Origin of the sequence: Vibrio sp. Vb1166, assembly GCF_033338695.1 — a bacterium.
Taxonomy (GTDB): domain Bacteria; phylum Pseudomonadota; class Gammaproteobacteria; order Enterobacterales; family Vibrionaceae; genus Vibrio; species Vibrio alginolyticus.
In genome coordinates, this window is the sequence record NZ_JAWOTE010000007.1 from 53,109 (window position 1) to 78,506 (window position 25,398).

The window sequence follows — 25,398 nt, forward strand, 5'->3', positions numbered from 1 at the left end:
AATAGTGAAGACGCTTGAATGCTGCTTATTTAAGTGGCTGATTTTTTTTGTAAAAACACCCCTGGCACGGTGGTGTATAACGATTGGAGAGTTATATGAAAACTATCGGTCTTCTAGGTGGTATGAGCTGGGAGTCGACGCTTAGTTATTACAAATTGATCAACGAAGGAGTCAAAGAGGCGTTAGGCGGCCTAAATTCCGCAAAAATTTGTATGTATAGCGTGAATTTTTCGGAGATAGAGAAACTTCAACATCAAGGTAAATGGGAAGAAACGGCAAGCATTCTATCTGATGCTGCATCTTCAATAGAAAAAGGGGGCGCTGACTTCATTCTTATTTGTACTAACACAATGCACAAAGTTGCGCCTCAAATTGAAGCCAGTATTAATATCCCCATACTACATATCGCAGACGCGACTGCTGAGTTGCTTCGTGAGAAAGGGGTTCAAAAGGTCGGACTCCTTGGTACTCAATTCACAATGGAGCAAGACTTTTATAAAGGAAGGCTTTCCGACCGTTATGGGCTTGATGTCGTCATTCCCGATCAAGACGACCGCTCTAAAGTACATAACATTATTTATAAAGAGTTATGCCAAGGTGAAATCAAAGAGGAGTCAAGGACGATATACTTGCAAATTATTGAAAAACTAAAAGAGCACGGAGCTGAAGCTGTGATTCTCGGGTGCACTGAAATTGCCTTACTTGTAAACCAAAGTCACACCGAGGTTACACTACTTGATACCACTTCTATCCATGCTCAAGCAGCAGTCCGTTTGGCAATTGAAGGTGAATGATCTACGCTTTCTTTCCTGCAAAAAAAGAGAAAACCAAGCACGTGGTTTTCTCTTTTTTATTATCAAGTTATAAGCGAGCAAATTTGAGAGTTCTGTATCCACCAATCAAGTTGCGGGCTTTGTAACCATTGTTGACCAGCTGACGGTATGCTACGTTACCGCGTAACCCAACTTGACAGTAAATCACGATCTCTTTGTCTTTAGGAAGTTCGTGCATGCGACGACGTAGTTGATCGACAGGAATATTAATTGCACCTTCAAGATAACCAACGGACTCCAATTCACCAGGATTACGAACATCAAGTAACAGTTGGTCTTCTGTCAGTGAATCCATTTCATCATAATGAATCGCGGTCGCATCGCCTTTGATGATGTTATTTGCCACAAACGCCGCTTGGTTAATTACATCTTTAGCAGAGCCATAAGGTGGCGCGTAAGTTAGCTCGAGGTGTTGCAGTTGCTCTACCGTCATACCAGCACGCTGAGCAACTGCCATTACGTCGATACGTTTATCAACACCGTCTTTACCTACTGCTTGTGCACCTAATATTTTACCTGTTACTGGATCAAACAGCATTTTGAATGACACGGTTTCTGCACCTGGGTAGTAACTCGCGTGACTTGCTGTATGCACATACACTTTTTCATAAGCGATGTTTTCACGTTTCAGCTGTTTCTCGTTTTTACCAGTAGAAGCGACGGCTAAATCAAAGATCTTACAGATCGCCGTGCCTTGCGTACCTTGGTAAGTTTCTTGGCGGCCAAGCATGTTGTCTGCTGCCATTCGGCCTTGACGGTTTGCCGGGCCCGCAAGTGGCACTAGAGTTTGCTCGCCAGTCACGAAGTCTTTCTCTTCTACCGCGTCGCCGACAGCGTAGATCGAAGGATCGCTGGTTTGCATGTATTCATTGGTATAAATACCACCAAGAGCGCCGATTTCTAAGCCAGCTTCTTTTGCTAATTTGGTCTCGGGGCGAACACCAATTGCCATAATCAGAATATCGGTGGTGAGTCTTTCACCATTGTTTAGTGTTAATTCCAATTCACCTTCTAGATGTTGGTGTTTTTCGCTCTCACCAGAGTCGAAACTTGCCACGTGCTCGTTAGGTACGAATTTCACCGACTCAAGTGCGACGCCAAGTTTAAGGTCGATGCCTTTCTCACGAATTTCAGCATGTGCGAAGCCAGCCATTTCACGGTCAACGGGCGTCATCACTTGATCCGCCATTTCAACTAATGTGGTTTTTATGCCTAGCTGGTGGAAGGCTTCCATCATTTCCAAACCGATAAAACCACCACCAACGACCGTAGCGTGTTCAACTTTGTTGGTTTCGATCGTTTTAATGATGCGATCCATATCTGGAATATTGCGCAGCGAGTGCGTTAACGGGTTATCAATACCCGGAATAGGCGGCACAACTGGACCTGCGCCAGGGCTGAGTAGAAGAAAGTCGTAGCTCTCTTGGTATTCAGAGCCATCAAGCAAATTGTTAACCGTAACCGTTTTGTCTTGACGGTTAATAGAAACCACTTCGTTCATCACACGGACATCAACATTGAAACGCGCTAGAAAGCTTTCAGGCGTTTGAAGAAGCAGTTTGCTGCGCTCTTGGATATCGCCACCAATGTGATAGGGTAAGCCACAGTTTGCAAATGACACAAATGGACCGCGTTCAAACATAATGATTTCTGCGTCTTCACTAAGACGACGAGCGCGAGCTGCTGCAGATGCACCGCCAGCAACCCCACCAATAATCACGATTTTGCTCATGGATTTCTCCTGCTGAATGATCGAAAACGCCTACACCTTACTTAAATAAATTAGCTAAGTCTAATGTTATTTAATCTACATTAGCATTGACTTAATAATATTAATTAGTAATATCTAATAAAATGTAATGTAGTAATGAAGAGGCATAAGAATGGGCGACAGTATGCTACAAAGTGCGACCGAAGCGAGTGAGCTGCTTAAAATTATGGCTCATCCAGAGCGCCTAATCGTGATGTGTAAGCTGATTGAAGGCGAGAAAGGGGTCGGTGAACTTTTTGAAGGTTCATCATTAAGCCAATCTGCTTTTTCACAACATCTCACCGTATTGAGAAAGCACGACATTATTAAAGCTAGAAAAGTTTCTCAGCAGGTATTCTATTCAATTTCTGATGAAAGAGTTGGTCCGCTGGTTGAGGCCTTTAAGCAAGTTTTCTGTAAGTAATTAGTTTGGCGGTTGCTATGTTTGAAGTTCCTTGGATGTCGCTGTTGGGCGGCATAATAGTTGGCGTATCAGCGATAACACTGATGCTATTTACTGGCAAGACTGCTGGGATCAGTGGGATCTTAAACGGTGCCGTTGAGAACGCAGATCGCGTTTGGCGCATTGTTTTTTTAATTGCGATGGTATTAGGTGGCGTGTTTGCTGTTTATGTTCTTGGCGGGCATGTACCAGAACAGTACAGCGGTTCTGTTGTTTTAGTTATCGTTGCTGGCTTGTTAGTCGGTGTCGGTACGCGTATCGGCAATGGTTGTACTAGTGGTCATGGCATTTGTGGGATAGGGCGTTTCTCAATCCGTTCTGTGGTCGCGACGTGTACTTTTATGGCCACAGCCATGTTAACCGTCTTGCTAGTATCGTGAGGAATAGTGCCGTTATGAAAACTCATGTAATGAAAAGTATTAAGCAAATGTCCGTTGTTGCATTTTCTGGTGTGCTCTTTGGTATTGGTATGGTGGTCTCTGGTATGGCTGAACCGGCAAAAGTGATTGGCTTTCTCGATATTACTGGAGCATGGGATCCAAGCTTAGCCTTTGTAATGGGCGGAGCACTTGCGGTGTTCGTTCCAGCTTATCTTTTATTAATAAAGCCAAGAAGCGAATCTGTGTTTGGTGATGAGATTGTATGCCCAACTTCTAAAGCGATAGACAAAAAGTTAGTCGGTGGTGCTGTACTGTTTGGTATTGGTTGGGGGTTACTGGGTGTGTGTCCTGGTCCTGCGGTTGCCAGCCTTTTCACTGGCAACACACAAGTTCTGCTCTTTATAGTGGCAATGTTGGCTGGGTCATTCACCGCTAAAAGAGTGGTTCGTCAATAAAGAAAGTACTTCAACGTTAAAAATAGTACTTAAACGCTAAAAAGTGAGTGTCGTAGAAACCGGGCAATGGTCACTCAGTTTATAGTCGAGTACATCTTGTGTTTTGAAAACGGTTTGAACACCAGACGACGCCTTTAAATCACCACTCACAATAATGTGGTCTATCACCGAGCGGAATTGGTGGGTTTTATTCGGATTACGATTAGAACGCACTTTACATTCCGCTTTAGTCTCTTTAGTCACTAGCTTTGCACTAGTATTGTCCGATATCACGTCCCACAACCAATCTCCTTGATAACCCAAGTTGTGGTTAAAGTCGCCAAGCACGACATAATGTTGTTTGTTGTCCTCGCGCGCCTTTATCCACTTAGCTAGTGCCTGTCCTTGTTGTTTCACTATCTTACAATCGCGGTTATTACGATACGCGCCACTGCAACCCGCTTTCAGATGTACAGAGAGTAGGTGAGTCTCGTTTTCTTGGTTTGGATTTAAAACAAGGTAGCTCGCGAAGCGCAGCTTGCTGTTGCCTCGTGTGATAGAGAAGTCTGGCTTGTCTAATACGCTTACGCCATTGCGCACGGCAAAGCCTGTGTATTGGTTGGTGTCGTTAAACTGAAGGTGTCGGTTGGAGGCGTTTGAACGATCGGAAAGATAAATAGTGAAGTCGTTGCCAACAGCTTTTTGCATTGCAGCGACGCTTTCGACTTCTTGAAAAGCAAGAATGTCGGCTTGTGTTTTATCCACATAGTGGGTCAGTTTTTCAAAATCTTGTGGTGTTCTCGACACTTTTCCACCATCTATAGATAACCATTCTATGTTCCAACTGGTTAGATTGATGGAGTTTTGAGCAAATGAAAGAGAACTAAAAAGTAATATTAACGTAACAAAAAGTGATCGCATTTTGGCCTGTTGCACTCCTATCTTTTAGCGTATTCCTTTCCATCCTTTATCCTACAAGACCTCCAAAAATAGCAAGTAGATTTAGTACCAATTTTGCAATTTTCATGGTTTTCTTCGCAACTGAGATCAACGCCAATAAGATCGATTTCTTCTTGTTCGCTAGCCAATCTTTATTGATCAAAATCAATGTTTTCGAGTGGTGCTTCTCGTTAAATACGCCACAATATATTGTGTTGCTAGAATAAAAAATAACCCCATATAGTGTGTTTGTGGATAACTCTGTGAGTATGCTCGGGTAAGGAGAACAAGGTGAAACCAATCGTAATCAAACGCGACGGATCAAGAGCTCCGTTCAACAGGGATCGTATCCAAGCAGCAGTTGAAGCAGCAGCGGAAAACAAAGATAAAGATGTCGCTATTTATGCTCTTAATGTGGCTCTTGCTGTCGAGTTACAGTTAAGAGAACACGATGAAGTTCACATCCATGAGATTCAAGACTTAGTCGAAAATGAACTCATGCAAGGTCCTTACAAAGCCCTAGCGCGTTCTTACATTGAATATCGCCACGATCGCGACATCGCTCGTGAGAAGCAAAGTGCACTAACTCGCGAAATCGAAGGTTTGATTGAAGAAAGTAATCTGGATCTAATCAACGAGAACGCGAACAAAGACGGCAAAGTAATTCCGACTCAACGTGACTTGTTGGCTGGTATCGTAGCGAAACACTATGCGAAGACGCACATTCTTCCTCGCGATGTGGTTCAAGCGCACGAAGTGGGTGACATTCACTACCACGATTTAGACTACGCACCGTTCTTCCCAATGTTTAACTGTATGCTTATCGATCTTAAAGGCATGCTGACGCATGGTTTTAAAATGGGTAACGCTGAGATTGATACGCCAAAATCAATTTCGACTGCAACAGCGGTAACAGCGCAAATCATTGCTCAAGTCGCGAGCCACATTTACGGCGGTACAACCATCAACCGTATTGATGAGGTTCTAGAACCGTACGTAATCACAAGCTACGAGAAACACCTAGAGATCGCAAAAGAGTGGAACATTGCTGAGCCAGAAGAGTTCGCAAAAGCACGCACTGAGAAAGAGTGTTACGACGCGTTCCAATCTCTAGAGTACGAGGTAAACACGCTACACACGGCGAACGGTCAAACACCATTCGTTACGTTTGGTTTTGGTCTTGGTACAAGCTGGGCATCACGCCTTATCCAGAAATCGATTCTGAAGAATCGTATTGCAGGTCTAGGCAAGAACCGTAAAACAGCGGTATTCCCTAAACTTGTATTCGGCATCAAAGATGGTTTGAACCACAAATCAGAAGATCCAAACTACGACATCAAGCAACTTGCGCTTGAGTGTGCGTCTAAGCGTATGTACCCTGACATTCTTAACTACGACAAAGTAGTGGAAGTAACCGGTTCATTCAAAACGCCAATGGGTTGCCGTAGCTTCCTTGGTACTTACGAAGAAAACGGTGAGCTGATTCACGAAGGTCGTAACAACCTTGGCGTCGTGAGCTTGAACCTTCCTCGTATCGCTATCCGTGCAAACGGAAGCGAAGAGAAATTCTACGAGCTTCTAAATGACCGCCTACGTCTTGCTCGTAAAGCACTAGAGACACGTATCTCTCGCCTTGAAAACGTGAAAGCACGTGTGGCCCCAATCCTATACATGGAAGGCGCATGTGGTGTTCGCTTGAAAGCAGACGACTCAATCGCAGATATCTTCAAGAACGGTCGTGCGTCTATTTCTCTTGGTTACATCGGTGTACACGAGACAATTAACGCGCTATTCGGTACAGAAGCGCACGTTTATGATGACGCTGTTTTGCGTGAAAAAGCGGTCGCGATCATCAAGCATCTAAAAGATGCTGTGAATCAATGGGCTGACGAAACAGGTTATGGCTTCAGCTTATATGCAACGCCAAGTGAAAACCTATGTAGCCGTTTCTGCCGCATCGATGCGAAAGAGTTCGGCGTAATTGAAGGCGTAACAGACAAAGGTTACTACACCAACAGCTTCCACCTAGATGTTGAGAAGAAGGTGAACCCATACGACAAGATCGACTTTGAGATGCCTTACCCAGAAATCTCAAGCGGCGGCTTTATCTGTTACGGCGAGTTCCCGAACATGCAACGTAACGTTGAAGCACTAGAAAACGTATGGGACTACAGTTACACCCGAGTGCCTTACTACGGTACAAACACGCCAATTGATGAGTGCTACGAGTGTGGCTACAACGGCGAGTTTGACTGTACAAGTAAAGGCTTCACTTGCCCAAGCTGTGGTAACCATGACTCAACTAAAGTATCAGTAACACGTCGAGTTTGTGGCTACCTAGGCAGCCCAGATGCACGCCCGTTTAACTTCGGTAAGCAAGAAGAAGTGAAGCGCCGAGTTAAACACCTGTAAGGTTTACTACCACTCGTTTTAACACTTTGAAAATCAACTTTAAACAGGTTGATTTTCTCTTTCGCGATAACACAGAGACGCATTATGAATTACCACCAATACTATCCAATTGACGTTGTTAACGGACCGGGTACGCGCTGCACGCTGTTTGTGTCGGGTTGTGTGCATCAGTGCCGTGGGTGTTATAACCAGTCGACGCAACGTTTGGATTCTGGTGTACTTTTCACGCAAGAAGCGGAAGACAAAATCATCGCTGACTTAAACGACACGCGTATCAAACGCCGTGGCTTGTCGTTGTCGGGTGGAGATCCGCTTCACCCTGCTAATGTGCCTCATATTTTGAAGATAGTGAAAAGGGTGAGAGAGGAGTGCCCAGGTAAAGACATTTGGGTTTGGACTGGCTACACGCTGACGGAACTGAATAACGCGCAAAGGGAAGTGGTGCAATACATCGATGTTTTGATTGATGGTAAGTTTGAACAAGACAAGAAAGACCTCAATCTCGAATGGCGTGGCAGTTCAAACCAAATCATTCATCGCTTTACGGACATCTAATCAAGCATTCTCCGCACATAAAAAGGGCTCACGCGTGCATAACGGGTGAGCCCTTTTGGTGTGAGTTCGTTAATGTCTTTTTGGTTACGCTGTCACCGATTGGTCATCTTCAACCATATTATTTATCCAACGTTTAGATTGAATACGGTAAGTCGTCAGTACGCCTTTCACTAACTCTTCCGCGAGCAGAGACATCAAGACAAAATGCAAAGGCAGCCCTAACACCATGCCTGTGTGATAAGTAAGGGGGATGCCAATAGCCCACTGACCGAACGTGTCGATGAAAATGCTATAGCGAATATCAGCGCCACTCTTTAGTACGCCGCCAATTCCAACCATGTTAAACACCCTCAAAATCATACCTAGCGCCATGACTAAACATACGTTAAGTGCCATGTCTGCATCGGTTAACGGGCTCAGTACCAATAGGTGATGAATCATGGGCGAGCTCAACCACACTAGGAAAAACAGCAAGGTGGCTAAGATTGCGCTGGTTAACACATACCACCACGCCGTTTTCTCGACTCGGTCATAATGTTTTGCACCAATATCATTCCCAAGAAGAACGGATGCAGCGACCGCAAATCCCATAAAGGTTGAAATCAGTACCCCTTCAATCGGTGATAAGAATGAGATGATCGCCAGTTCTGAAACGCCCAATTGACCATAGATGATGCTGTAAACGATCAATCCACCAGTCCAAAGTGCATCGTGGACCAACATGGGTAAAGAAACCTTAAAGTACTTTTTTCGATACTGTTTTAAGCGGCCTTGTACCCAATCGAACTTAGTCGGAATTAGGTAAGCATATCGTTTGTAGAAAAAATAAATCAAGACGGCGGTTTGGAAAAATCGAGAAACAAAACTACCTACGGCTGCACCAAATACGCCCCATTGAGGGAAACCAAATAAACCAAAAATCAAAACATAATTAAGCGCGACGTTAACGACAATGGCGGAGATACTAACGTTGGTTGCCAGTTTGGTTTGGCCCACGGAGCGCAATACCGCTTCAATCGGTACTACTATCGCCGTAGCAATGAGGCTAAAGCCCGTAACCACAAGATAATCACGTGCATAAGTGACGTATTCAGGATCGTCTGACATAAAAGAGACGATCTCTTCATCAAAAATCGCATAAAGAACGATAAACGGCAGCGTCACCAAAATGGAAATAAACCAAGATTGCGCCAACGTTCTGCGAATTCCGGCTAGGTTTCCTGAGCCGTAGTATTGAGAAGCAAGTACGGTAACTGCACCGCACAGGCCAAAGACAACCGCTAGGTTGAAGAAAAAGATACGATTTCCAACTCCAACTGCTGCCGTTGCAGATTCTCCGAGTAGGCTTACCATGAAAATATCCACGACGCCGAGCAAAGCAAAAAGCATGGACTGAAGTGAAACAGGTAGGCCAATCGTAATCAGCTTTTGCCAAAATGCTTTATCGATGTATTCGCGTGTTAAGAGCATCGCATTTCTCCTTAAAGATTAATGCGAGTAGTTTATCCTCATGATTTGGCGGTGTATTTTTCAAAGGAATCCAAAACCTTTGTAAAACTCTCTACTAACGCACATGTGAGCCAATAAATCATGGAAGATAAACAAGAACGCTACGCGATTTCAGAAAAAACTTATCAAGAGTTTATTGATCACAGTCGAGTATTAGCACTTGAGGAGAGAGGCATTGTGCAGTGCGGCATTGCCACTTGTCGTGACTTCTTCTCTGTTTATCGTAAAAACCAAAAGAAACACATGCTGCTCTATACGGTGCGTGGTAAAGGGTGGCTAGAGAGTGGGACTTATCGATACGATTTGGAGCCGGGCTCGTTGATTACAGTACCCGCAGGTGTTGAAAACGGTTTTGGTATAGAAGAAGAACCTTGGCAGATCGCGTGGCTTTTTCTTGCTACTGATAGAGAGTGGCCGATATTAGAATGCGATGTTCGCTATCAGCTTTCATCTACACCTGAAGTGATGTATGCATGTATCCAAACACTACTACGCAGCATTCACCTTCCAATCGATTATGGTGGTGCGGTAGGTGAGCATAGTGTGGCTCAGTTAGAGCTGATGTTAAACATGCCGCCCTCAGAGTCGATATCACGCAGCCAATTGAGGCTTCGGCGTGTATTTGACCTTGTCCAACGTCAGCTCCATAAGGATTGGAGCGTTGAGCAGGTGGCGGCTCTATATCCATGTTCGGAGCCTCATTTGCATCGACTGACTCAAAAGCAGTTTGGTCGAAGCCCAATGGCACATTTAACGCGTATGCGCATGGAATATGCTGCTAGGTTACTTCGTTCAACAGAATGGCCAATTCAGCATATTGGAGAAATAGTCGGATATCCGACCAGCGCAAACTTTAGTACACGTTTTAAAGCGTGGTCAACCATGACACCAAGAGAGTTTAGAAAAAACGGTAGAGTGGATTGGTACGACGAGGAGTGAATCGTTCTTTTTCTGAACGATAGAGCGCACAAAACTCACCGCAATCCAGAATTTTGTTCTCTAATTGATGAAATAAGTGAAAAATCATTTCGTCATTTTTTGCGATGGTGTTAACGTGAGGTTCGGTACTTGAATTTCAAAGGGTTATGACTTTCATGTTTTCTAATCTCCCAACTCCCGTATTAGATCCTATTTTATCTCTATCCGTTGCATACCGTAACGATGAACGTCCAAACAAGGTTGACCTTGGCATTGGCGTATACAAAAACAGCGCAGGCGAAACGCCGATTATGAAAGCCATTCAAATGGCGCAGGATGTCGTTGTTGAAACTCAAAAAACCAAGTCTTATGTTGGTCTTGCGGGTTGCGAAGAATTTAATAAAAGCATGATCGATTTGCTGCTGACGGGAACGTCTGCAATGGATCGTGTTGCAGCTATTCAAACGCCAGGTGCAAGTGGTGCGCTGCGTATGCTCGGTGATCTAATGAAGATCGCACAGCCAGATACGACGGTTTGGATTTCCAACCCAAGCTACGTAAACCACAAGCCAGTGATGGAAGCAGCAGGCCTTAAAGTTAAGTTCTACCACTATTTCTCTTCGGAAACGAAACAAGTAGACACCGCAAAAATGATGGATGATCTTGCGAAAGCTGGGCCTTCAGATGTGGTACTTCTTCATGGTTGTTGCCACAACCCAACTGGTGCAGATATTGACTTCTCTGCTTGGCAAGCCATTACAGAATTGTCGCAGAAGAACGGTTTCATCCCATTTGTGGACATTGCTTACCAAGGCTTCGGTGATGGCCTAGAAGAAGACGCAAAAGGTCTTCGTTTTATGGCAGATAACGTTGAAGAGATGTTGATTACTACTTCATGTTCGAAGAACTTTGGTCTGTACCGTGAACGAACTGGTGCAGCGATTGTGGTTGGTAAGAACATGCATGATGTAACCAATGCAAAAGGTAAACTCCTCACTCTAGCTCGCTCGACTTACACGATGCCACCCGACCATGGTGCAGCTTTAGTCAAGACCATTCTGCAAGATGACAATCTCACTTCCGTTTGGAAGCAAGAATTGAGTGAAATGCAACATCGTTTGGTTAGCCTTCGTCAAAGTTTGTGTAACGAGTTGAGAAACAACCATAATACAGATCAATTTGATTTCATTGAGGGTCACAAAGGCATGTTTACTGTGCTAGGCTTTAGTGGAAACCAAATGGCGCAACTGCGTGAAGATTATGGCATTTATGGTGTTGGCGATGGTCGAATTAACATTGCCGGACTTACCGAAACTCATATTCCATACGTAGCGGACGCAATTAAGAAAGTATCTCAAGCTTAATTGGAGTGTGGATGAAAAACTGGAAACTGATTCTGCCGCTTATGATGAGCGGCAGTTTAATTGCTTGTACGTCAACTCAAACGACGCAGGAACCTGTTGAGCCAGAGTCGCCAAAGGTCGAAGCGCCCGTTAAAGTCGAGCCAGAAGTGAAACCTGAGGTAGATCCAAAGCCTGAGGTGGAGCCCAAACCAGAAGCGAAACCTGAGAAAAAGCCGGAACCAAAGCCTAAGAAGCCAGTCAAGGTCACAAAAACACCCGATGGCATGTTAATTCTTGGTTCTGAAGAATGGGTTTATGTTCCTGAAATTGACCAGACTTTCAAGGCTAGAGTCGATACAGGTGCGACAACATCATCAATTAGTGCGACTGACATTGTTCCGTTTGAGCGTGATGGTAAAGACTGGGTTAAATTTAAGATAGATTTAGGTGACAAAGACACCAAAGAATTTAAAGTACCCGTTGAGCGCTGGGCTAAAGTTAAGCAGTCTTCGTCAGAAGAGGTGGATAAACGAGCGGTGGTAAAAGCCTACATTACCGTTGGGGATCACAAAGAAAAGACAGAGTTTACGTTAGCCGATCGCGGACATATGACGTTTCCAATTTTGCTTGGTCGAAGCTTTTTTAGAGATATCGCCGTTGTAGATGTATCGAAAAAATATGTGCAAGATAAACCTAAAAAAACCGCTAAAAACTGATGTATTACAGCTAGTTTCTGCTAGAAGCTAATAATTCGTGATTAACAAAAAATGGCCTCCAAAATTGGAGGCCATTTTTATTGAATCATATGCTTGCTTGTGATGCCCTGGTAGTCATAGTCATGTCCACTAAAATGCAAAACGAGCAGACATTACAATTTGCTGGCCATAGACACCATTATTTTTGAAATCTGCACCAAGCGATAGTTGCTGAGTTGAGTGGAATCGTGCGCCCAGATTGTAAATGGTGTTCGAATCGTCATTATCTATGATTTGGCCGATACGGCCATGTAGCTCAACATTTTGCATAAACCAAATACGAGTACCAATATTCACTTCCGTGCGCCACTCGTCACCCACTTTATCACTGCCGTTCTCTTTAATGTTGTGTACCAACATTTGGCCATAAATATCTGCAAATTGGCCTGCTGGCCCATTAAAGCCTATACCACCAGCAATGTCCCAGTCTCCGCTAAACTCACTGTCTGCGCGAGCAATGAAATGGGTATTCTCTGTAAAGTAGGTATTGAACTCGCCACCAAATGTACCAGGGCTAGTGCCCATGCGAAATTCCATCGTGTTGTAGTTGAAATTATTTGCATGTGCGGAAAGTGGCAAAATAGCACACAAACCAAAGGCTGCAACCTTTAGAGCTTTACCTAGCATGGTGTCTCCGGGCAAGATGATTAAAATGAACAAAAAAATGGTCTGCAAAAAGCAGACCAAGATTGATAAAGCTATCATTTTAAGTGCTTGCCGTCATTATTTAGCTGTAATCGTCACTACATCATGTTGATATGCACAGCAATCGGGGTTTGTTTTACATGACCACGAGTTGTTCGACTTCAATCTCTGGTTTGTTCCCGCCTTCAAATTCGCCAAACAGACGGACTTTAGTCGTGTGATCAATCGGAGTATTTAGCTGAATATCGTCATCGAGTTCGACCATCACTTCACCGGAACCATCGCTAAAGACAAACTTATCCGCGCGAACTTGACGCAATAAGTTACCTTCAACGACCACATCTTTTTCAGTAAACATATTGGAGTCGTTTAGCAAGGCATCCAATTTTTCCACAGTGACAGGACCGTTAAACTGCAAGTTTGATTGGTTTTGAGTGTTATCTTTCGCGAACGCGATAGAAGGAGCAATAGCTAAGGCGGTGATTGTTGCGATAATTGTATTCTTTTTCATGTTACATCCTCATCGGTTTGTTTTGATGGGGTCATTAAAACAGGGCTTGTTTGAACCAATGATGATTTCAACATTCATATTCTATTCATTTGCTTGAGTAAGTGGGGACGATGACGTTATGATTGTTCATCTTCCTCTATTCCTTACAAATGTTCATGAAATCAGCGATCCCATCTTTAATGGTTCAAGGCACCACTTCGGATGCCGGAAAAAGTGTCCTTGTGGCAGGTTTATGCCGTGTATTAGCAAGAAAAGGGATAAATGTTGCCCCATTTAAGCCACAAAACATGGCACTAAATAGTGCGGTAACCAAAGATGGCGGTGAAATAGGTCGAGCACAGGCCGTTCAGGCACAGGCGTGTAATATTGAGCCAACCGTACATATGAATCCGGTTTTAATTAAACCTAACAGTGATACAGGTGCTCAAATCATTTTGCAGGGTAAGGCGATTTCCAATATGGATGCGGCTGGCTTTCATGATTACAAGAAAGTGGCGATGGACACGGTGTTAGATTCCTTCTCTCGTCTGACTCAAGAATTTGATTCGATCATTATCGAGGGCGCGGGGAGTCCTGCTGAAATCAATTTACGAGAAGGCGATATTGCAAACATGGGTTTTGCTGAGGCCGCTGATGTACCAGTGATCATTGTCGCTGATATTGATCGTGGTGGAGTGTTTGCACATTTGTACGGAACACTTGCGTTACTTTCTGAATCTGAACAAGCGCGAGTAAAAGGATTTGTTATCAACCGTTTTCGAGGTGATATTCGTTTATTGCAATCGGGCCTCGATTGGCTAGAAGAAAAAACAGGTAAATCTGTACTTGGTGTACTTCCTTTTCTTCATGGTTTGAATTTAGAAGCAGAAGACGCGATCACTGCACAGCAAGAGTTGCACTCTGAGGTAAAACTGAATGTTGTTGTGCCTGTTTTAACCCGGATTAGTAATCATACTGATTTTGATGTGCTGCGATTGAATCCAGACATCAATCTACGTTATGTAGGTAAAGGCGAAAAAATAGATAAAGCCGACCTGGTTATTTTGCCTGGGACCAAATCGGTCAGAGACGATCTGGATTATTTAAGAAGCCAGGGGTGGGATAAAGATATCTTGCGTCATATTCGTCTTGGTGGAAAAGTGATTGGTATCTGTGGCGGCTACCAGATGCTTGGAAACTTGATTGATGATCCAAACGGCGTCGAAGGCCAACCAGGTCAAAGCGAAGGACTTGGCTTGCTTGATATCACTACGACGCTAACTAACAGCAAACAGCTTACAAACACACAAGCACAGCTTTCTCTTAACGGCAAAACAGCCAATGTAAAGGGTTATGAAATCCACGCAGGGCGAAGTGAAGTACGGGGCCTGCAACCTCTTACATTCAGTTCCGGTGAAGCGGAGGGGGCGATCAGCGAGTGTGGCCAAATCATGGGAACCTACCTTCACGGGTTCTTTGACGAGGCAGCTGTCTTAAGCCTGGTATCAGAATGGGTAAACGGCACCCAAATCAAACAACAAGACTTTGAAGAGTTAAAGGAGCAAGGCATTAATCGCATCGCAGATGCGATAGAACAACATGTGCGCCTTGATTTTTTGTTTAAATAGCCCATTAACTGATTGAACTTTATATTTAAATAACCTGTTCTTTCGCTTGCCTTGTATTGGAGTATCTCTATGAAAGCATGGAAACAGTATGCTTGCCTTACGGTAGTATTAAGCATTTCATTTTCAGCAAACGCATCAACGAACCTAAAAGTGTATGCAGCCTCTTCTATGACGAATGCGATTAACGAGATCGCGCAAAACTTTGAAGAAAAGTATGACGTTTCTATCACTCCCGTTTATGGTGGTTCTTCTTCTATCGCTCGACAAATTATCAATGGCGCACCAGCGGATGTATTCATTTCTGCGAACACGAAATGGATGGATTATTTGGTCGATAAAGACGTCATTTTTCGTGACAATGTCACAAATCTAGTGCGCAATAGCTTAGTGTTGATTGCTCCCCAGTCTTCAGAATTAACCTCATTTAACTTTTCTGATGCAAAGGCATGGGAGAAGGCATTGCATGGAAATCGTCTTGCTTTAGGCAATCCGACGTCAGTACCTGCTGGTATGTACGCGAAAGAGTCATTGACTACACTGGGTGTATGGAAAGCGGTTCAAACTCACGTCGCACCAGCAAAGAATGTGCGCTTAGCTTTGGCGTTGGTTGAACGTGGAGAAGCGCCTTTAGGTGTGGTCTACAAAACCGATGCTCAGTTAACTGATAAAGTCAAAATTGTCGGCGAATTTGCGAGTGATACGCATGCGGCTATTGTGTACCCGGCTGCAATTGTGAATGATTCTACTGAGTCGGAGCAGTTCTTCCAATACCTAAAATCGGACGAAGCCGCACGCGTTTTTGCTCAATATGGCTTTCAGCAATAAACCGGCCTTCAATTATAGGAACGAAGCGTGACAGAACTGGAATACCAAGCCTTAATGTTAAGCCTCAAAGTAGGCGCGTACGCAGTACTTTGGCTGATTCCTCTCGGCGTTTTTCTTGCTTGGCTACTTTCTCGAAAAACGTTCTTTGGTAAATCGATTCTCGATAGCTTAATTCATTTACCACTGGTATTGCCGCCAGTGGTAATCGGCTATTTATTGTTGATTTCTTTAGGACGACAAGGGGTCCTTGGAAAGTGGCTCTATGAAAACTTAGGGGTAGTATTTAGCTTTAATTGGAAAGGGGCAGTAGTCGCTTGTATTGTCGTGGCTTTGCCTTTGATGGTTCGTTCAGTACGCTTAAGCTTAGATAGCGTCGACCCTAAATTGGAGCACGCAGCCTCTACGTTAGGCGCTTCTCCTTTAAAAGTGTTTCTCACCATCACGTTACCACTGACCATTCCCGGAATTATTACGGGCACGATGCTGTCATTTGCTCGTAGTCTTGGCGAATTCGGGGCGACGATCAGTTTCGTCTCTAACATTCCGGGTGAGACCCAAACGATTCCGCTGGCAATGTACAACTTTATTGAAACGCCAGGTGCAGAAATGCAGGCGGCTCGTCTGTGTATCATTTCTATCGCGTTAGCCTTGTCTACATTAATGATCTCTGAATGGCTAAATCGTAAAGCGGCAAGCAGATTGGGTGCGAAGCAATGACGATTAAAGTCCAATTTAAACAAATGCTTGGTGAGACTGACTTCGACATCAAACTTAAGTTACCCTGTAATGGAATTAGTGCCTTGTTTGGACGATCTGGTGCAGGTAAAACGACGTTGATTAACATCATCAGCGGATTGGTCACTCCAAGGCAAGGGTATGTTGCGGTTGGTGAGCATGTTTTGTTTGACAGTGAACAGGGAATCAACCTACCAACGCACAAGCGTGGTATTGGTTATGTGTTTCAGGATTCACGTCTGTTTCCTCACTATTCGGTTCAAGGCAATTTGTTATATGGCGTTAAAGAAAAAGATGACGAGTATTTTGATGCAGTCACCGAACTCTTGTCTATCAAACCGTTACTAAAGCGCTTTCCGGTATCACTTTCTGGTGGTGAAAAGCAACGTGTTGCGATTGCGCGCGCATTGCTATCTAAACCCAATTTGCTTTTGATGGATGAGCCACTTGCCTCACTCGATATGCCAAGAAAGCGTGAGGTAATGCCTTTTCTTGAGGAGTTGTCGGAGAAGGTAAATATCCCTATTATCTATGTCACACACAGTCTCCAGGAAATTTTAAGGCTTGCTCAGCACCTTGCAATTATTGACCAAGGTAAAATTTCGAGTTCAGGTAAGCTTGAGGAAGTGTGGGCTTCTCATGCTATGCGTCCATGGCAATCTTTCTCAGATCAAAGCAGCTTATTTGAAGGCCGGATTGCTGAACATCATGCACGTTATGCACTGACTTGTATCAGCCTTGCACCTAATGTATTCCTGTGGGTGCAAAAGATCGACGGAACACCAGACACGCCAATACGCTTGCAAGTGCGTGCCAACGACGTTTCTATCACGCTCGAGCAACCCAAGGCGACGTCGATTCGAAATATTTTGCCTGCTATTGTCGATTCCATCGAGGCGTTTAACGCAGCCGATGACAAGCAGAGTATTAATGTATCACTCAAGCTAGACGAGAAATGTTATTTGTGGGCAACGATCACACCGTGGGCCCTTGATGATCTCAACCTAAAAGTTGGTAGCCGTGTTTTTGCACAAATTAAAGGTGTCAGTGTGACACAAAAAGATATGGCACTAGCGCCTCATTAACCGTTTAGACTGATTTACGCTTCATGATCAAAAAAGGCCGCAAAGTGCGGCCTTTGTTACTAGAAGAATGTCGGAATTACTTCGCGAATACTTCTTTGAATTCACGCTTAAGAAGTGGGTCACGACGTGCTTTCTTAAGTTGCTTAACCATGTCTTTCACACAGTTGTGAAGCACATTATCAAGTAGTTGAGCACGGTATTCTTCTTTATCTTCATCTGTCATGTTTTCTGGCAGATTAAGAGTCGGAAACTCTTCCATCACATTAATACCAGCGAATGCTTGGCCTACAGAAACTAGAGCATGAAACTGTTCAAAGTTGTCTAGAATGTTCTGTGCACTTGCTGGCATTTCGTCCCATGATTCACGTACCGCTTCTTCAGACACTTCATGGATAGAGGTAACCATTTCGAACATTTGCTCTGGAACTTCGTCAAATTCGATAACTTTACGTAGCTCTGGAGAAATGCTGGCTAGATCGATTTTTTTGCTTTCGCTGTTAGTTGCTTCTGACATGGTGTGTCTCTCATTACAAAAAGGCGGGAATATTAATACCAAATGCATCAAATAGCTATACCCATTAATCCACAAGATGACCAAAGTGAATGAGTTTGTTGAACTTCTGCTCACAGGCCATGATTAGATAGGGTAACGTCCAGTCTAACTGCTTTATGCAATGGATTCCGTGATATTCAAACAAAAATATAGCACTTAATTATGAGTCGAATGCAACAACTCTATGAGTATGGTATATGTTTAATAAAGACATAATTAAAAATGGAACGCGTTATGCAACCGACAGGGACATCGATGCGAATCCTTCTGGTTGACGATGTTCAGCTAGACAGGATGCAGTTGGCTATTCGTCTAAAGCAACTTGGACATATTGTAAAAGCCGTAGGTAGTGGACTAGAGGCGTTAAATACCTACGAGAGTTTTGATCCGGAACTGGTGTTACTCGATATATCAATGCCAGATATGAACGGTTTTGAAGTCTCTCTTCATATAAGAGAAACGTTTCCGGATTGGATCCCTATTATTTTCTTGAGTAGTCACGAAGAGCCAGAAATGATTGCTAAAGCCATAGACGCGGGCGGTGATGACTATTTAATTAAGCCGGTAGATAAACTGGTACTGAACTCTAAACTTATCGCAATGCAGCGTATTGCTCATATGAGACGAGAGCTTAAGCAAGCGACAACTCAATTGGAGCAAGTTAATCAACTTTTGACTCAGCAAGCGAATGAAGATGGCCTAACCAAACTCTATAACCGCCGTTATATCGACCATAAGTTGGAATCGATGGTTGCATGGCATGGCCGTCACAATATGCCAATGGCTTTGATTCTATTGGACGTCGATTTTTTTAAACCGTTTAATGATAATTACGGTCATATTGAAGGCGACCGTTGCTTGCAAGCGATTGCGAATCAACTAAAGGCGACGTTTTGTCGCTCTGGGGAATATGTAGGTCGATATGGTGGAGAAGAGTTTGTTGTGTTGCTAGGGTGTACCGACACTCAAACAGCAGAAAGAGAAGCCGAGCGTATACAAGAGGCTATGTATTTTCTCGATTACCCACATGAGTATTCTAGTGTGTCAAATAGAGTGACAGTGTCACAGGGTGTTTTTGTTTTTCAACCAACAGGGAAAGAAGTGCAATCAGACTTGTATGCAACCGTTGATAAAGCACTATATACATCAAAATCTTTGGGAAGAAACACACATACTTTAGTTAATTCTCTTTAAAAACAAAATCTTATGAACGCCACTCTTTTTGTTGCGTTGTCACTTTTTGGTGGTTATTTTAAAGCTCACTCAAAGTAAGATAGGCAAACAGTGCGAACGGAATGTCGCAATCGGGCGTATACCTTATACCTTTGATTAGATAGATAACATCGGGATAGTGGCAACGATGAGTGCAGTTATTATGCTGATGGGGAAGTTCGGTTTTGTTGTAAACCCAGACAAGCTTGTTAACTTTCACGATTGGTGAGGGTCTAACGAAGCTTTATGCAGTTACGTCCGGCCTTTTTCGCTTTGTAAAGTGCTTCGTCCGCTGATTTAATGACGTCCAGAGGAGCTTGCCCATTCCGGCTATCAGCAACTCCGAAACTTGCGGTAACAAAAACCGACTTTCTTTTCGAACTGTTGCTACCACGACGTTTTTGTCCTTGTTTATGGTTCTCAGGGCGAGATTCTTCATCGCGTAATATCATCTCGTATTCTGCAATCGATTTGCGAGCTTCTTCCAAAAAGTTCTTACATTCGTCAGCGTATTTGCCTTTAAAAACGATGGTAAATTCTTCTCCGCCAAATCGATAAACTTTTGCGCCGCCTGGGGTTTTAGTGAGGCGCGAAGCGACCATTTTTAGAACGTCATCACCAGTATCGTGACCGTAGGTGTCGTTAAACTTTTTAAAATGGTCAACATCAAGCATTGCGATCGTGAACTTCTTACCCATGTGTTTTAGATCGAGATCAAGTGCACGTCTGCTCGGAATCAGCGTTAGGCTATCGGTGAAAGCCAGTTGATGGCTAGCGGAAGCGGCATAAACAATGATAAGCAGCCCTGTTAGCGTAAACATGGTGCTTGATATGTACTGCACATCAAAGAAAATGAACGTCGCAGACGCCAATACCATGGCAGAGTAGGTCATCGCATGGATAATTTCATTCTTCTTTAAAACAAGAATTCCAAGAAAACAGACAATACCCACGCAATATAAAACAAGAATTAAAGGCAGTTTAGAGACCGTCGGTACAATAAATAAAATACCGCTTGTCCATTGTTCAAACCCTCCTTCAACGTAATATGCTAGCGTTAGATAAGACCAAAGAACGAACATTGCTAACATCAAGATGTAAGTCAACATGGCTCTAGAGTCAAAACCTTCTTTACTAAACAAAAATACCGTAAGAAACGAGACAGGAAGTAACGTGGCTAAAATGGTTAGCTCAAGTAAAGCGGTACCACTTTGAAGCGGGACTTGTAGGCGGTGCTGTATCACGAAATAGGCTAGCAACATTGCCAAGCACACCATGGACTCTCTGCCTTGCTTAAATGAATAACAAAGGAGTAGCGCACAACCTAATAGTATGTACGGCAAGTTTGCGGCAATGCCCCAGTTTGCCTGAGTCATCTGAATAATGCTGTCCATGCCCGAACTCACTATGCCCAGTAGCAAAAAAGGGAATAAGAATCTGAAGCCTGATGAAGTCATTGACGATGAGGACATCTATTACAAACTGCCTGAAAATAGTTGACTATATAATTGGTTAGGTAAATCGTTTTATCAATATGGATATTTATCCGTTATTGAATTTCGAACTTTGAGAACTAGCAAGAATACGTCTATTTGTTCCTTTTCCCAAGTATTTTGGAAGACATTACCGCAAAAAGAGAGAGATTGATTAAATTAAGAGCAATCAATAAGTTGTTATAAACAAGTCGTTGCTATACTCATTTCATAGGAAAAAGGAGATTTACAGATGCAGATAAGCTCAGATGTGCACAATTACATGGAAACATTAGTAGGTCAGGTTCTCAGTTTGCCCGAATTTTTAGAACAGTATGACAACGAACAGTTAGCCGATATTGCTTGCCTTGCGCTTATCCAGCTCAAGCCTGTCTATATCCGTTATGATATTGATTTTTTGTCTTCACTTCCTGAACAAAAATTAAGCCAGTTTAAGCAAAGCGCGGATATAGCGGTGAAAAACGCTGCAGAAATGGTGAAAGAAGACAGGCGTAAGAACCGAGAGTATGATGTGCCTGTAATTTTTTCCCATACTAGTTATGATGATGACAAAGAGTTGGATTGGTATGAAAAACCGATCCTTAACGTTAATATTAAGTAAGAGTCGCTCAGTTGACTAGTGAGCTGACCCAAGGAGGAATCGTGGGATTTTTTTCGCGTTTGTTTGGTGGTAGTGAGAAAACGGTTGAAGCCAAAAATATCGAACCAGTTGAATATAAAGGTTTCCTTATTTACCCAGAGAGCCTTTCAGAGGGCGGACAATATCGCATCGCTGGTCGAATAGAAAAGCATGACAATGATGAAGTGAAAACACATCGGTTTATTCGCTCCGATTTGCTTGGCTCAGAGCAAGATGCCAATGACCTTATGTTGAAGAAATCTCAAATGTTTATTGATCAAATGGGCGATAAAATCTTCGACTAGCAATTTACTGCAATTTGATTCCAGTCATCTTAAAAAGAGCCATTAGTGTATATGCTAGTGGCTCTTTCTTTTTAACGCTTAAATCTCTGTTAAGTCAGTATTTAATCGTTACCTGGTTAGACCTCAGTCTAGTACGGTGTTGCGTTGTTATTTTTCGTGCACAGAGCGACAATCATTCATTACTTAGCGTTATATGTAATGAAATTTAGTATTTAAATTACAAAACACTTGAAGTAATGAGACGCGTTCGATACAAACAGAATAATAACAGGGCTGTTAGTCAAGGTGTTATTGTGCAAATGGGTGTCCCCAAACATCATCTTTCGTTTGCAATTGTCTTGCGTGGTAAACAGATAGAAATAAAAAAGAATTAGAGTAGAGCGACGCTCTGTTTTGGGACTAATTTATTGATATGTATACAAGGAGTATGCGTTTTGCAAATCGGTGTACCTAAAGAGATACTCGCGGGTGAATCGCGAGTGGCTGCATCGCCGAAGTCGGTTGAGCAGTTAATAAAATTGGGATTCGATGTCGCGATTGAATCCCAAGCGGGGGTGCTAGCGAGTTTCGATGATGCCGCTTATGAAGCAGCTGGTGCGAAAATCGTTTCTAGTGAAGAAGTTTGGGCATCTGGCCTTATTTTAAAAGTTAATGCGCCAATTGTGGATGATGAGCAAGGCATTGACGAAATTGCGTTACTGCAAGATGGAGCAACACTGGTTAGCTTTATTTGGCCGGCTCAAAATGCTGAGTTGATGGAACAACTTTCAAGTAAGAACATTAACGTTCTTGCCATGGATTCCGTTCCTCGTATCTCACGTGCACAAGCCTTAGACGCGCTATCTTCGATGGCTAATATCGCTGGTTATCGTGCAGTGGTTGAGGCAGCTCATGAGTTTGGTCGTTTCTTTACAGGTCAAATTACGGCTGCCGGTAAAGTACCTCCAGCGAAAGTATTGGTTGCGGGTGCTGGCGTCGCTGGCTTGGCGGCTATCGGTGCTGCAGGTAGCTTAGGTGCCATTGTCCGTGCGTTTGACGTCCGCCCAGAAGTAAAAGAGCAAGTTGAATCGATGGGCGCTGAGTTCCTGACCGTTGACTTTCAAGAAGAGTCAGGCTCTGGGGATGGCTACGCAAAAGAAATGTCTGATGACTTCAACAAAAAAGCGGCAGAGTTATACGCAGAGCAAGCTAAAGATGTTGATATCATTATTACGACCGCGCTCATCCCTGGTAAACCTGCACCGAAGTTGATCACCAAAGAAATGGTCGACAGCATGAAAGCGGGCAGTGTAATTGTCGACTTGGCAGCTGCTAATGGCGGTAACTGTGAATATACAGTGAAAGACCAAGTTATCATGACGGATAACGGCGTAAAAATTGTTGGTTACACTGACATGGTTGGTCGTTTGCCAACACAATCTTCTCAGCTTTACGCGACAAACCTTGTTAACCTTCTAAAACTGCTGTGTAAAGAGAAAGATGGCAACATCAATATTGATTTTGAAGATGTTGTTATCCGTGGCGTTACCGTGGTGAAAGAAGGTGAAGTTACTTGGCCAGCGCCACCAATTCAGGTTTCAGCTCAGCCGCAAGTGAAACAAGAACAGCCTGTGAAGCCAGAGCCTAAAGTAGAAGAACCTACGTCTCCAACGAAGAAAATTATTGGTGTGGCAGCGGCTGTTGGAGCCTTTGCATGGGTTGCATCGGTTGCTCCGGCAGCGTTTCTTTCTCACTTTACTGTATTTGTTCTAGCGTGTGTTGTCGGATACTACGTAGTATGGAATGTTACCCATGCACTTCATACTCCACTAATGTCAGTAACGAATGCTATCTCTGGCATTATTGTCGTTGGTGCATTACTGCAAATTGGACAAGGTAATGGCGTCGTTTCATTCCTATCTTTTATTGCCGTATTGATCGCGAGTATCAATATCTTCGGTGGTTTCACCGTCACCAAGCGTATGCTTGAAATGTTCCGCAAAGATAAATAGGAGTCACAATGTCTGCAGGATTAGTACAAGCAGCTTACATTGTTGCTGCATTATTTTTCATCATGAGTTTGGCGGGGCTTTCAAAGCAAGAGTCTGCTCGTAATGGTAACTACTACGGTATCGCTGGTATGACGATCGCGCTGATAGCGACGATCTTTAGCCCAGATGCGCAAGGTTTTGGTTGGATCATTATCGCGATGGCGATAGGTGGTGCGATCGGTATTTTCTATGCGAAGAAAGTAGAAATGACCGAGATGCCAGAACTGGTTGCGATTCTACACAGCTTTGTAGGTTTAGCTGCGGTTTTAGTTGGCTACAACAGCTACCTAGATGCGCCAGAAGCAGCAACACATGCTGAGCATGTTATCCACCTTGTAGAAGTATTCTTGGGTGTGTTCATCGGTGCCGTAACTTTCACCGGTTCAATTGTCGCATTTGGTAAGCTGCGTGGTGTGATTTCTTCGTCGCCACTTAACCTACCTCATAAGCACAAAATGAATCTCGCAGCGGTTGTTATCTCTACGCTTCTTATGATCTACTTCGTAAAAGCAGATGGCAGCATGTTCGCTCTTATTGTGATGACTTTGATCGCGTTCGCATTCGGCTACCATTTAGTCGCTTCAATCGGTGGTGCTGATATGCCAGTTGTTGTCTCTATGTTGAACTCATACTCAGGTTGGGCAGCAGCGGCAGCAGGTTTCATGCTCGCAAATGATCTATTGATTGTAACAGGTGCTTTGGTAGGTTCATCAGGTGCGATTCTTTCTTACATCATGTGTAAAGCAATGAACCGTTCGTTTATCAGTGTTATTGCCGGTGGTTTTGGTCAAGAGATAGTGATTTCAGGTGACGAAGAGCAGGGCGAATATCGTGAAACAACGGCTGAAGAAGTTGCAGAGATGTTGAAGAACTCAAAATCAGTAATCATCACTCCAGGATATGGCATGGCAGTAGCTCAGGCACAATACCCTGTTCATGAAATTACTGATGTACTTCGTTCACAAGGTATTGAAGTTCGCTTTGGGATTCACCCAGTAGCGGGTCGTCTACCGGGGCATATGAATGTGTTACTCGCTGAAGCAAAAGTACCGTATGATATCGTTCTTGAAATGGATGAAATCAATGATGACTTTGCAGAAACCGATACCGTATTGGTTATCGGTGCTAACGATACGGTCAACCCAGCCGCACTGGAAGATCCGAACAGCCCAATCGCTGGTATGCCCGTATTGGAGGTATGGAACGCGAAAAACGTAGTGGTATTCAAGCGCTCAATGAATACTGGTTACGCAGGAGTACAGAACCCACTGTTCTTCAAAGAAAATACATCAATGCTATTTGGTGATGCGAAAGAAAGTGTTGAGTCTATTTTTAAAGCACTTTAACCATTCTTGATTTAAAACTATACAGGGTCAGCAATCGCTGGCCCTTTTTTGTTCCGTTTCAATGTTATAGTAATGCAAATCCTTCTGTTAGCAGATGTCAATTGCTTGTAGATTGATGTATAGTTTTGGCTAATGTAACAA

25 protein-coding genes are annotated in these 25,398 nt (G+C 43.5%); 18 read left to right on the forward strand and 7 right to left on the reverse strand.

Annotated elements, in window-relative coordinates:
• Window positions 1-95 precede the first annotated feature (95 nt).
• Window positions 96-794 carry an aspartate/glutamate racemase family protein gene (locus tag R7E51_RS09640; protein WP_017820174.1) on the forward strand — a complete coding sequence of 233 codons (699 nt, stop codon included), beginning with the start codon at window positions 96-98 and terminating at the stop codon, window positions 792-794.
• 67 nt (window positions 795-861) lie between these two features.
• Here R7E51_RS09640 and R7E51_RS09645 read toward each other — a convergent pair whose 3' ends face one another.
• Window positions 862-2,565 carry an FAD-dependent oxidoreductase gene (locus R7E51_RS09645; RefSeq protein ID WP_017820173.1) on the reverse strand — a complete coding sequence of 568 codons (1,704 nt, stop codon included), beginning with the start codon at window positions 2,563-2,565 and terminating at the stop codon, window positions 862-864.
• A 151-nt stretch (window positions 2,566-2,716) separates the two neighbouring features.
• Between R7E51_RS09645 and R7E51_RS09650 the strand changes: the two genes are divergently transcribed.
• From R7E51_RS09650 to R7E51_RS09660, 3 genes are read left to right on the forward strand one after another with little or no spacing between them, the layout of a single operon-like run.
• On the forward strand, window positions 2,717-3,007 hold the full coding sequence (locus R7E51_RS09650) for an ArsR/SmtB family transcription factor (protein WP_005376206.1): 291 nt from the start codon (window positions 2,717-2,719) through the stop codon (window positions 3,005-3,007).
• Between the two features lie 5 nt (window positions 3,008-3,012).
• A complete protein-coding gene (locus R7E51_RS09655) occupies window positions 3,013-3,426 on the forward strand; it encodes a YeeE/YedE family protein (protein WP_372058356.1) in 414 nt (137 codons plus the stop codon).
• Window positions 3,427-3,440: 14 nt separating this feature from the next.
• Window positions 3,441-3,881 (forward strand): YeeE/YedE family protein, encoded by a 441-nt coding sequence (locus R7E51_RS09660; RefSeq protein WP_031781165.1) that lies wholly within the window; start codon window positions 3,441-3,443, stop codon window positions 3,879-3,881.
• A gap of 36 nt (window positions 3,882-3,917) precedes the next feature.
• On the opposite strand, the gene R7E51_RS09665 is transcribed toward R7E51_RS09660, so the two are convergent.
• Window positions 3,918-4,781 (reverse strand): endonuclease/exonuclease/phosphatase family protein, encoded by an 864-nt coding sequence (locus tag R7E51_RS09665; protein ID WP_033907051.1) that lies wholly within the window; start codon window positions 4,779-4,781, stop codon window positions 3,918-3,920.
• 309 nt (window positions 4,782-5,090) lie between these two features.
• Between R7E51_RS09665 and nrdD the strand changes: the two genes are divergently transcribed.
• Both nrdD and nrdG read left to right on the forward strand, forming a co-directional pair.
• On the forward strand, window positions 5,091-7,211 hold the full coding sequence (gene nrdD / locus R7E51_RS09670; protein WP_005388026.1) for an anaerobic ribonucleoside-triphosphate reductase: 2,121 nt from the start codon (window positions 5,091-5,093) through the stop codon (window positions 7,209-7,211).
• 84 nt (window positions 7,212-7,295) lie between these two features.
• Window positions 7,296-7,766, forward strand: a complete 471-nt coding sequence (gene nrdG, locus R7E51_RS09675; RefSeq protein ID WP_017634628.1) for an anaerobic ribonucleoside-triphosphate reductase-activating protein — start codon at window positions 7,296-7,298, stop codon at window positions 7,764-7,766.
• Between the two features lie 84 nt (window positions 7,767-7,850).
• Here nrdG and R7E51_RS09680 read toward each other — a convergent pair whose 3' ends face one another.
• A complete protein-coding gene (locus tag R7E51_RS09680) occupies window positions 7,851-9,236 on the reverse strand; it encodes an MATE family efflux transporter (protein ID WP_206957542.1) in 1,386 nt (461 codons plus the stop codon).
• 120 nt (window positions 9,237-9,356) lie between these two features.
• Here R7E51_RS09680 and R7E51_RS09685 point away from each other — a divergent pair, with 120 nt between their 5' ends.
• The 3 genes from R7E51_RS09685 (at window position 9,357) to R7E51_RS09695 (ending at window position 12,252) form a co-directional block, all read left to right on the forward strand.
• Window positions 9,357-10,214: an AraC family transcriptional regulator gene (locus R7E51_RS09685; protein WP_054575975.1), complete on the forward strand. Its 858-nt coding sequence runs from the start codon at window positions 9,357-9,359 to the stop codon at window positions 10,212-10,214.
• Between the two features lie 155 nt (window positions 10,215-10,369).
• Entirely contained in the window at window positions 10,370-11,557 is a 1,188-nt protein-coding gene (locus R7E51_RS09690; RefSeq protein WP_017634625.1) for an amino acid aminotransferase, read from the forward strand.
• Between the two features lie 11 nt (window positions 11,558-11,568).
• A complete protein-coding gene (locus tag R7E51_RS09695; RefSeq protein WP_206957541.1) occupies window positions 11,569-12,252 on the forward strand; it encodes an ATP-dependent zinc protease family protein in 684 nt (227 codons plus the stop codon).
• Window positions 12,253-12,381: 129 nt separating this feature from the next.
• On the opposite strand, the gene R7E51_RS09700 is transcribed toward R7E51_RS09695, so the two are convergent.
• A complete protein-coding gene (locus R7E51_RS09700) occupies window positions 12,382-12,918 on the reverse strand; it encodes a hypothetical protein (RefSeq protein WP_017634623.1) in 537 nt (178 codons plus the stop codon).
• A 154-nt stretch (window positions 12,919-13,072) separates the two neighbouring features.
• The gene (locus tag R7E51_RS09705) at window positions 13,073-13,447 is read right to left on the reverse strand and encodes a YgiW/YdeI family stress tolerance OB fold protein (RefSeq protein ID WP_115386649.1); all 375 of its coding nucleotides are present in this window, start codon (window positions 13,445-13,447) and stop codon (window positions 13,073-13,075) included.
• A gap of 155 nt (window positions 13,448-13,602) precedes the next feature.
• On the opposite strand from R7E51_RS09705, the gene R7E51_RS09710 reads away from it, so the two are divergent.
• From R7E51_RS09710 to modC, 4 genes are all read left to right on the forward strand, one after another.
• The gene (locus R7E51_RS09710) at window positions 13,603-15,054 is read left to right on the forward strand and encodes a cobyric acid synthase (protein WP_206957540.1); all 1,452 of its coding nucleotides are present in this window, start codon (window positions 13,603-13,605) and stop codon (window positions 15,052-15,054) included.
• A gap of 69 nt (window positions 15,055-15,123) precedes the next feature.
• Window positions 15,124-15,879: a molybdate ABC transporter substrate-binding protein gene (gene modA, locus R7E51_RS09715; protein ID WP_206957539.1), complete on the forward strand. Its 756-nt coding sequence runs from the start codon at window positions 15,124-15,126 to the stop codon at window positions 15,877-15,879.
• Between the two features lie 27 nt (window positions 15,880-15,906).
• On the forward strand, window positions 15,907-16,596 hold the full coding sequence (gene modB, locus R7E51_RS09720; RefSeq protein WP_054575444.1) for a molybdate ABC transporter permease subunit: 690 nt from the start codon (window positions 15,907-15,909) through the stop codon (window positions 16,594-16,596).
• Window positions 16,593-17,699 carry a molybdenum ABC transporter ATP-binding protein ModC gene (gene modC, locus R7E51_RS09725; protein WP_085569024.1) on the forward strand — a complete coding sequence of 369 codons (1,107 nt, stop codon included), beginning with the start codon at window positions 16,593-16,595 and terminating at the stop codon, window positions 17,697-17,699. Before modB ends, modC begins: the two co-directional genes overlap by 4 nt.
• 76 nt (window positions 17,700-17,775) lie before the next feature.
• Here modC and R7E51_RS09730 read toward each other — a convergent pair whose 3' ends face one another.
• Window positions 17,776-18,213, reverse strand: a complete 438-nt coding sequence (locus tag R7E51_RS09730) for a DUF3069 domain-containing protein (RefSeq protein ID WP_005376232.1) — start codon at window positions 18,211-18,213, stop codon at window positions 17,776-17,778.
• A gap of 273 nt (window positions 18,214-18,486) precedes the next feature.
• On the opposite strand from R7E51_RS09730, the gene R7E51_RS09735 reads away from it, so the two are divergent.
• Window positions 18,487-19,446, forward strand: coding sequence for a GGDEF domain-containing response regulator (locus R7E51_RS09735; RefSeq protein WP_206957538.1), 960 nt, complete (start codon window positions 18,487-18,489; stop codon window positions 19,444-19,446).
• A gap of 251 nt (window positions 19,447-19,697) precedes the next feature.
• Here R7E51_RS09735 and R7E51_RS09740 read toward each other — a convergent pair whose 3' ends face one another.
• Window positions 19,698-20,936, reverse strand: coding sequence for a GGDEF domain-containing protein (locus R7E51_RS09740; protein ID WP_206957537.1), 1,239 nt, complete (start codon window positions 20,934-20,936; stop codon window positions 19,698-19,700).
• Between the two features lie 253 nt (window positions 20,937-21,189).
• Here R7E51_RS09740 and R7E51_RS09745 point away from each other — a divergent pair, with 253 nt between their 5' ends.
• The 4 genes from R7E51_RS09745 to pntB all read left to right on the forward strand — a co-directional run bounded on the left by R7E51_RS09745 (window position 21,190) and on the right by pntB (window position 25,257).
• Entirely contained in the window at window positions 21,190-21,558 is a 369-nt protein-coding gene (locus R7E51_RS09745) for a late competence development ComFB family protein (RefSeq protein WP_047101090.1), read from the forward strand.
• A 41-nt stretch (window positions 21,559-21,599) separates the two neighbouring features.
• Window positions 21,600-21,881: an HlyU family transcriptional regulator gene (locus R7E51_RS09750; protein ID WP_005376244.1), complete on the forward strand. Its 282-nt coding sequence runs from the start codon at window positions 21,600-21,602 to the stop codon at window positions 21,879-21,881.
• A gap of 434 nt (window positions 21,882-22,315) precedes the next feature.
• Window positions 22,316-23,872 carry a Re/Si-specific NAD(P)(+) transhydrogenase subunit alpha gene (locus R7E51_RS09755; protein ID WP_054575447.1) on the forward strand — a complete coding sequence of 519 codons (1,557 nt, stop codon included), beginning with the start codon at window positions 22,316-22,318 and terminating at the stop codon, window positions 23,870-23,872.
• Between the two features lie 8 nt (window positions 23,873-23,880).
• Window positions 23,881-25,257: a Re/Si-specific NAD(P)(+) transhydrogenase subunit beta gene (gene pntB / locus R7E51_RS09760; protein WP_005376248.1), complete on the forward strand. Its 1,377-nt coding sequence runs from the start codon at window positions 23,881-23,883 to the stop codon at window positions 25,255-25,257.
• The last annotated feature ends 141 nt before the right edge of the window (window positions 25,258-25,398 follow it).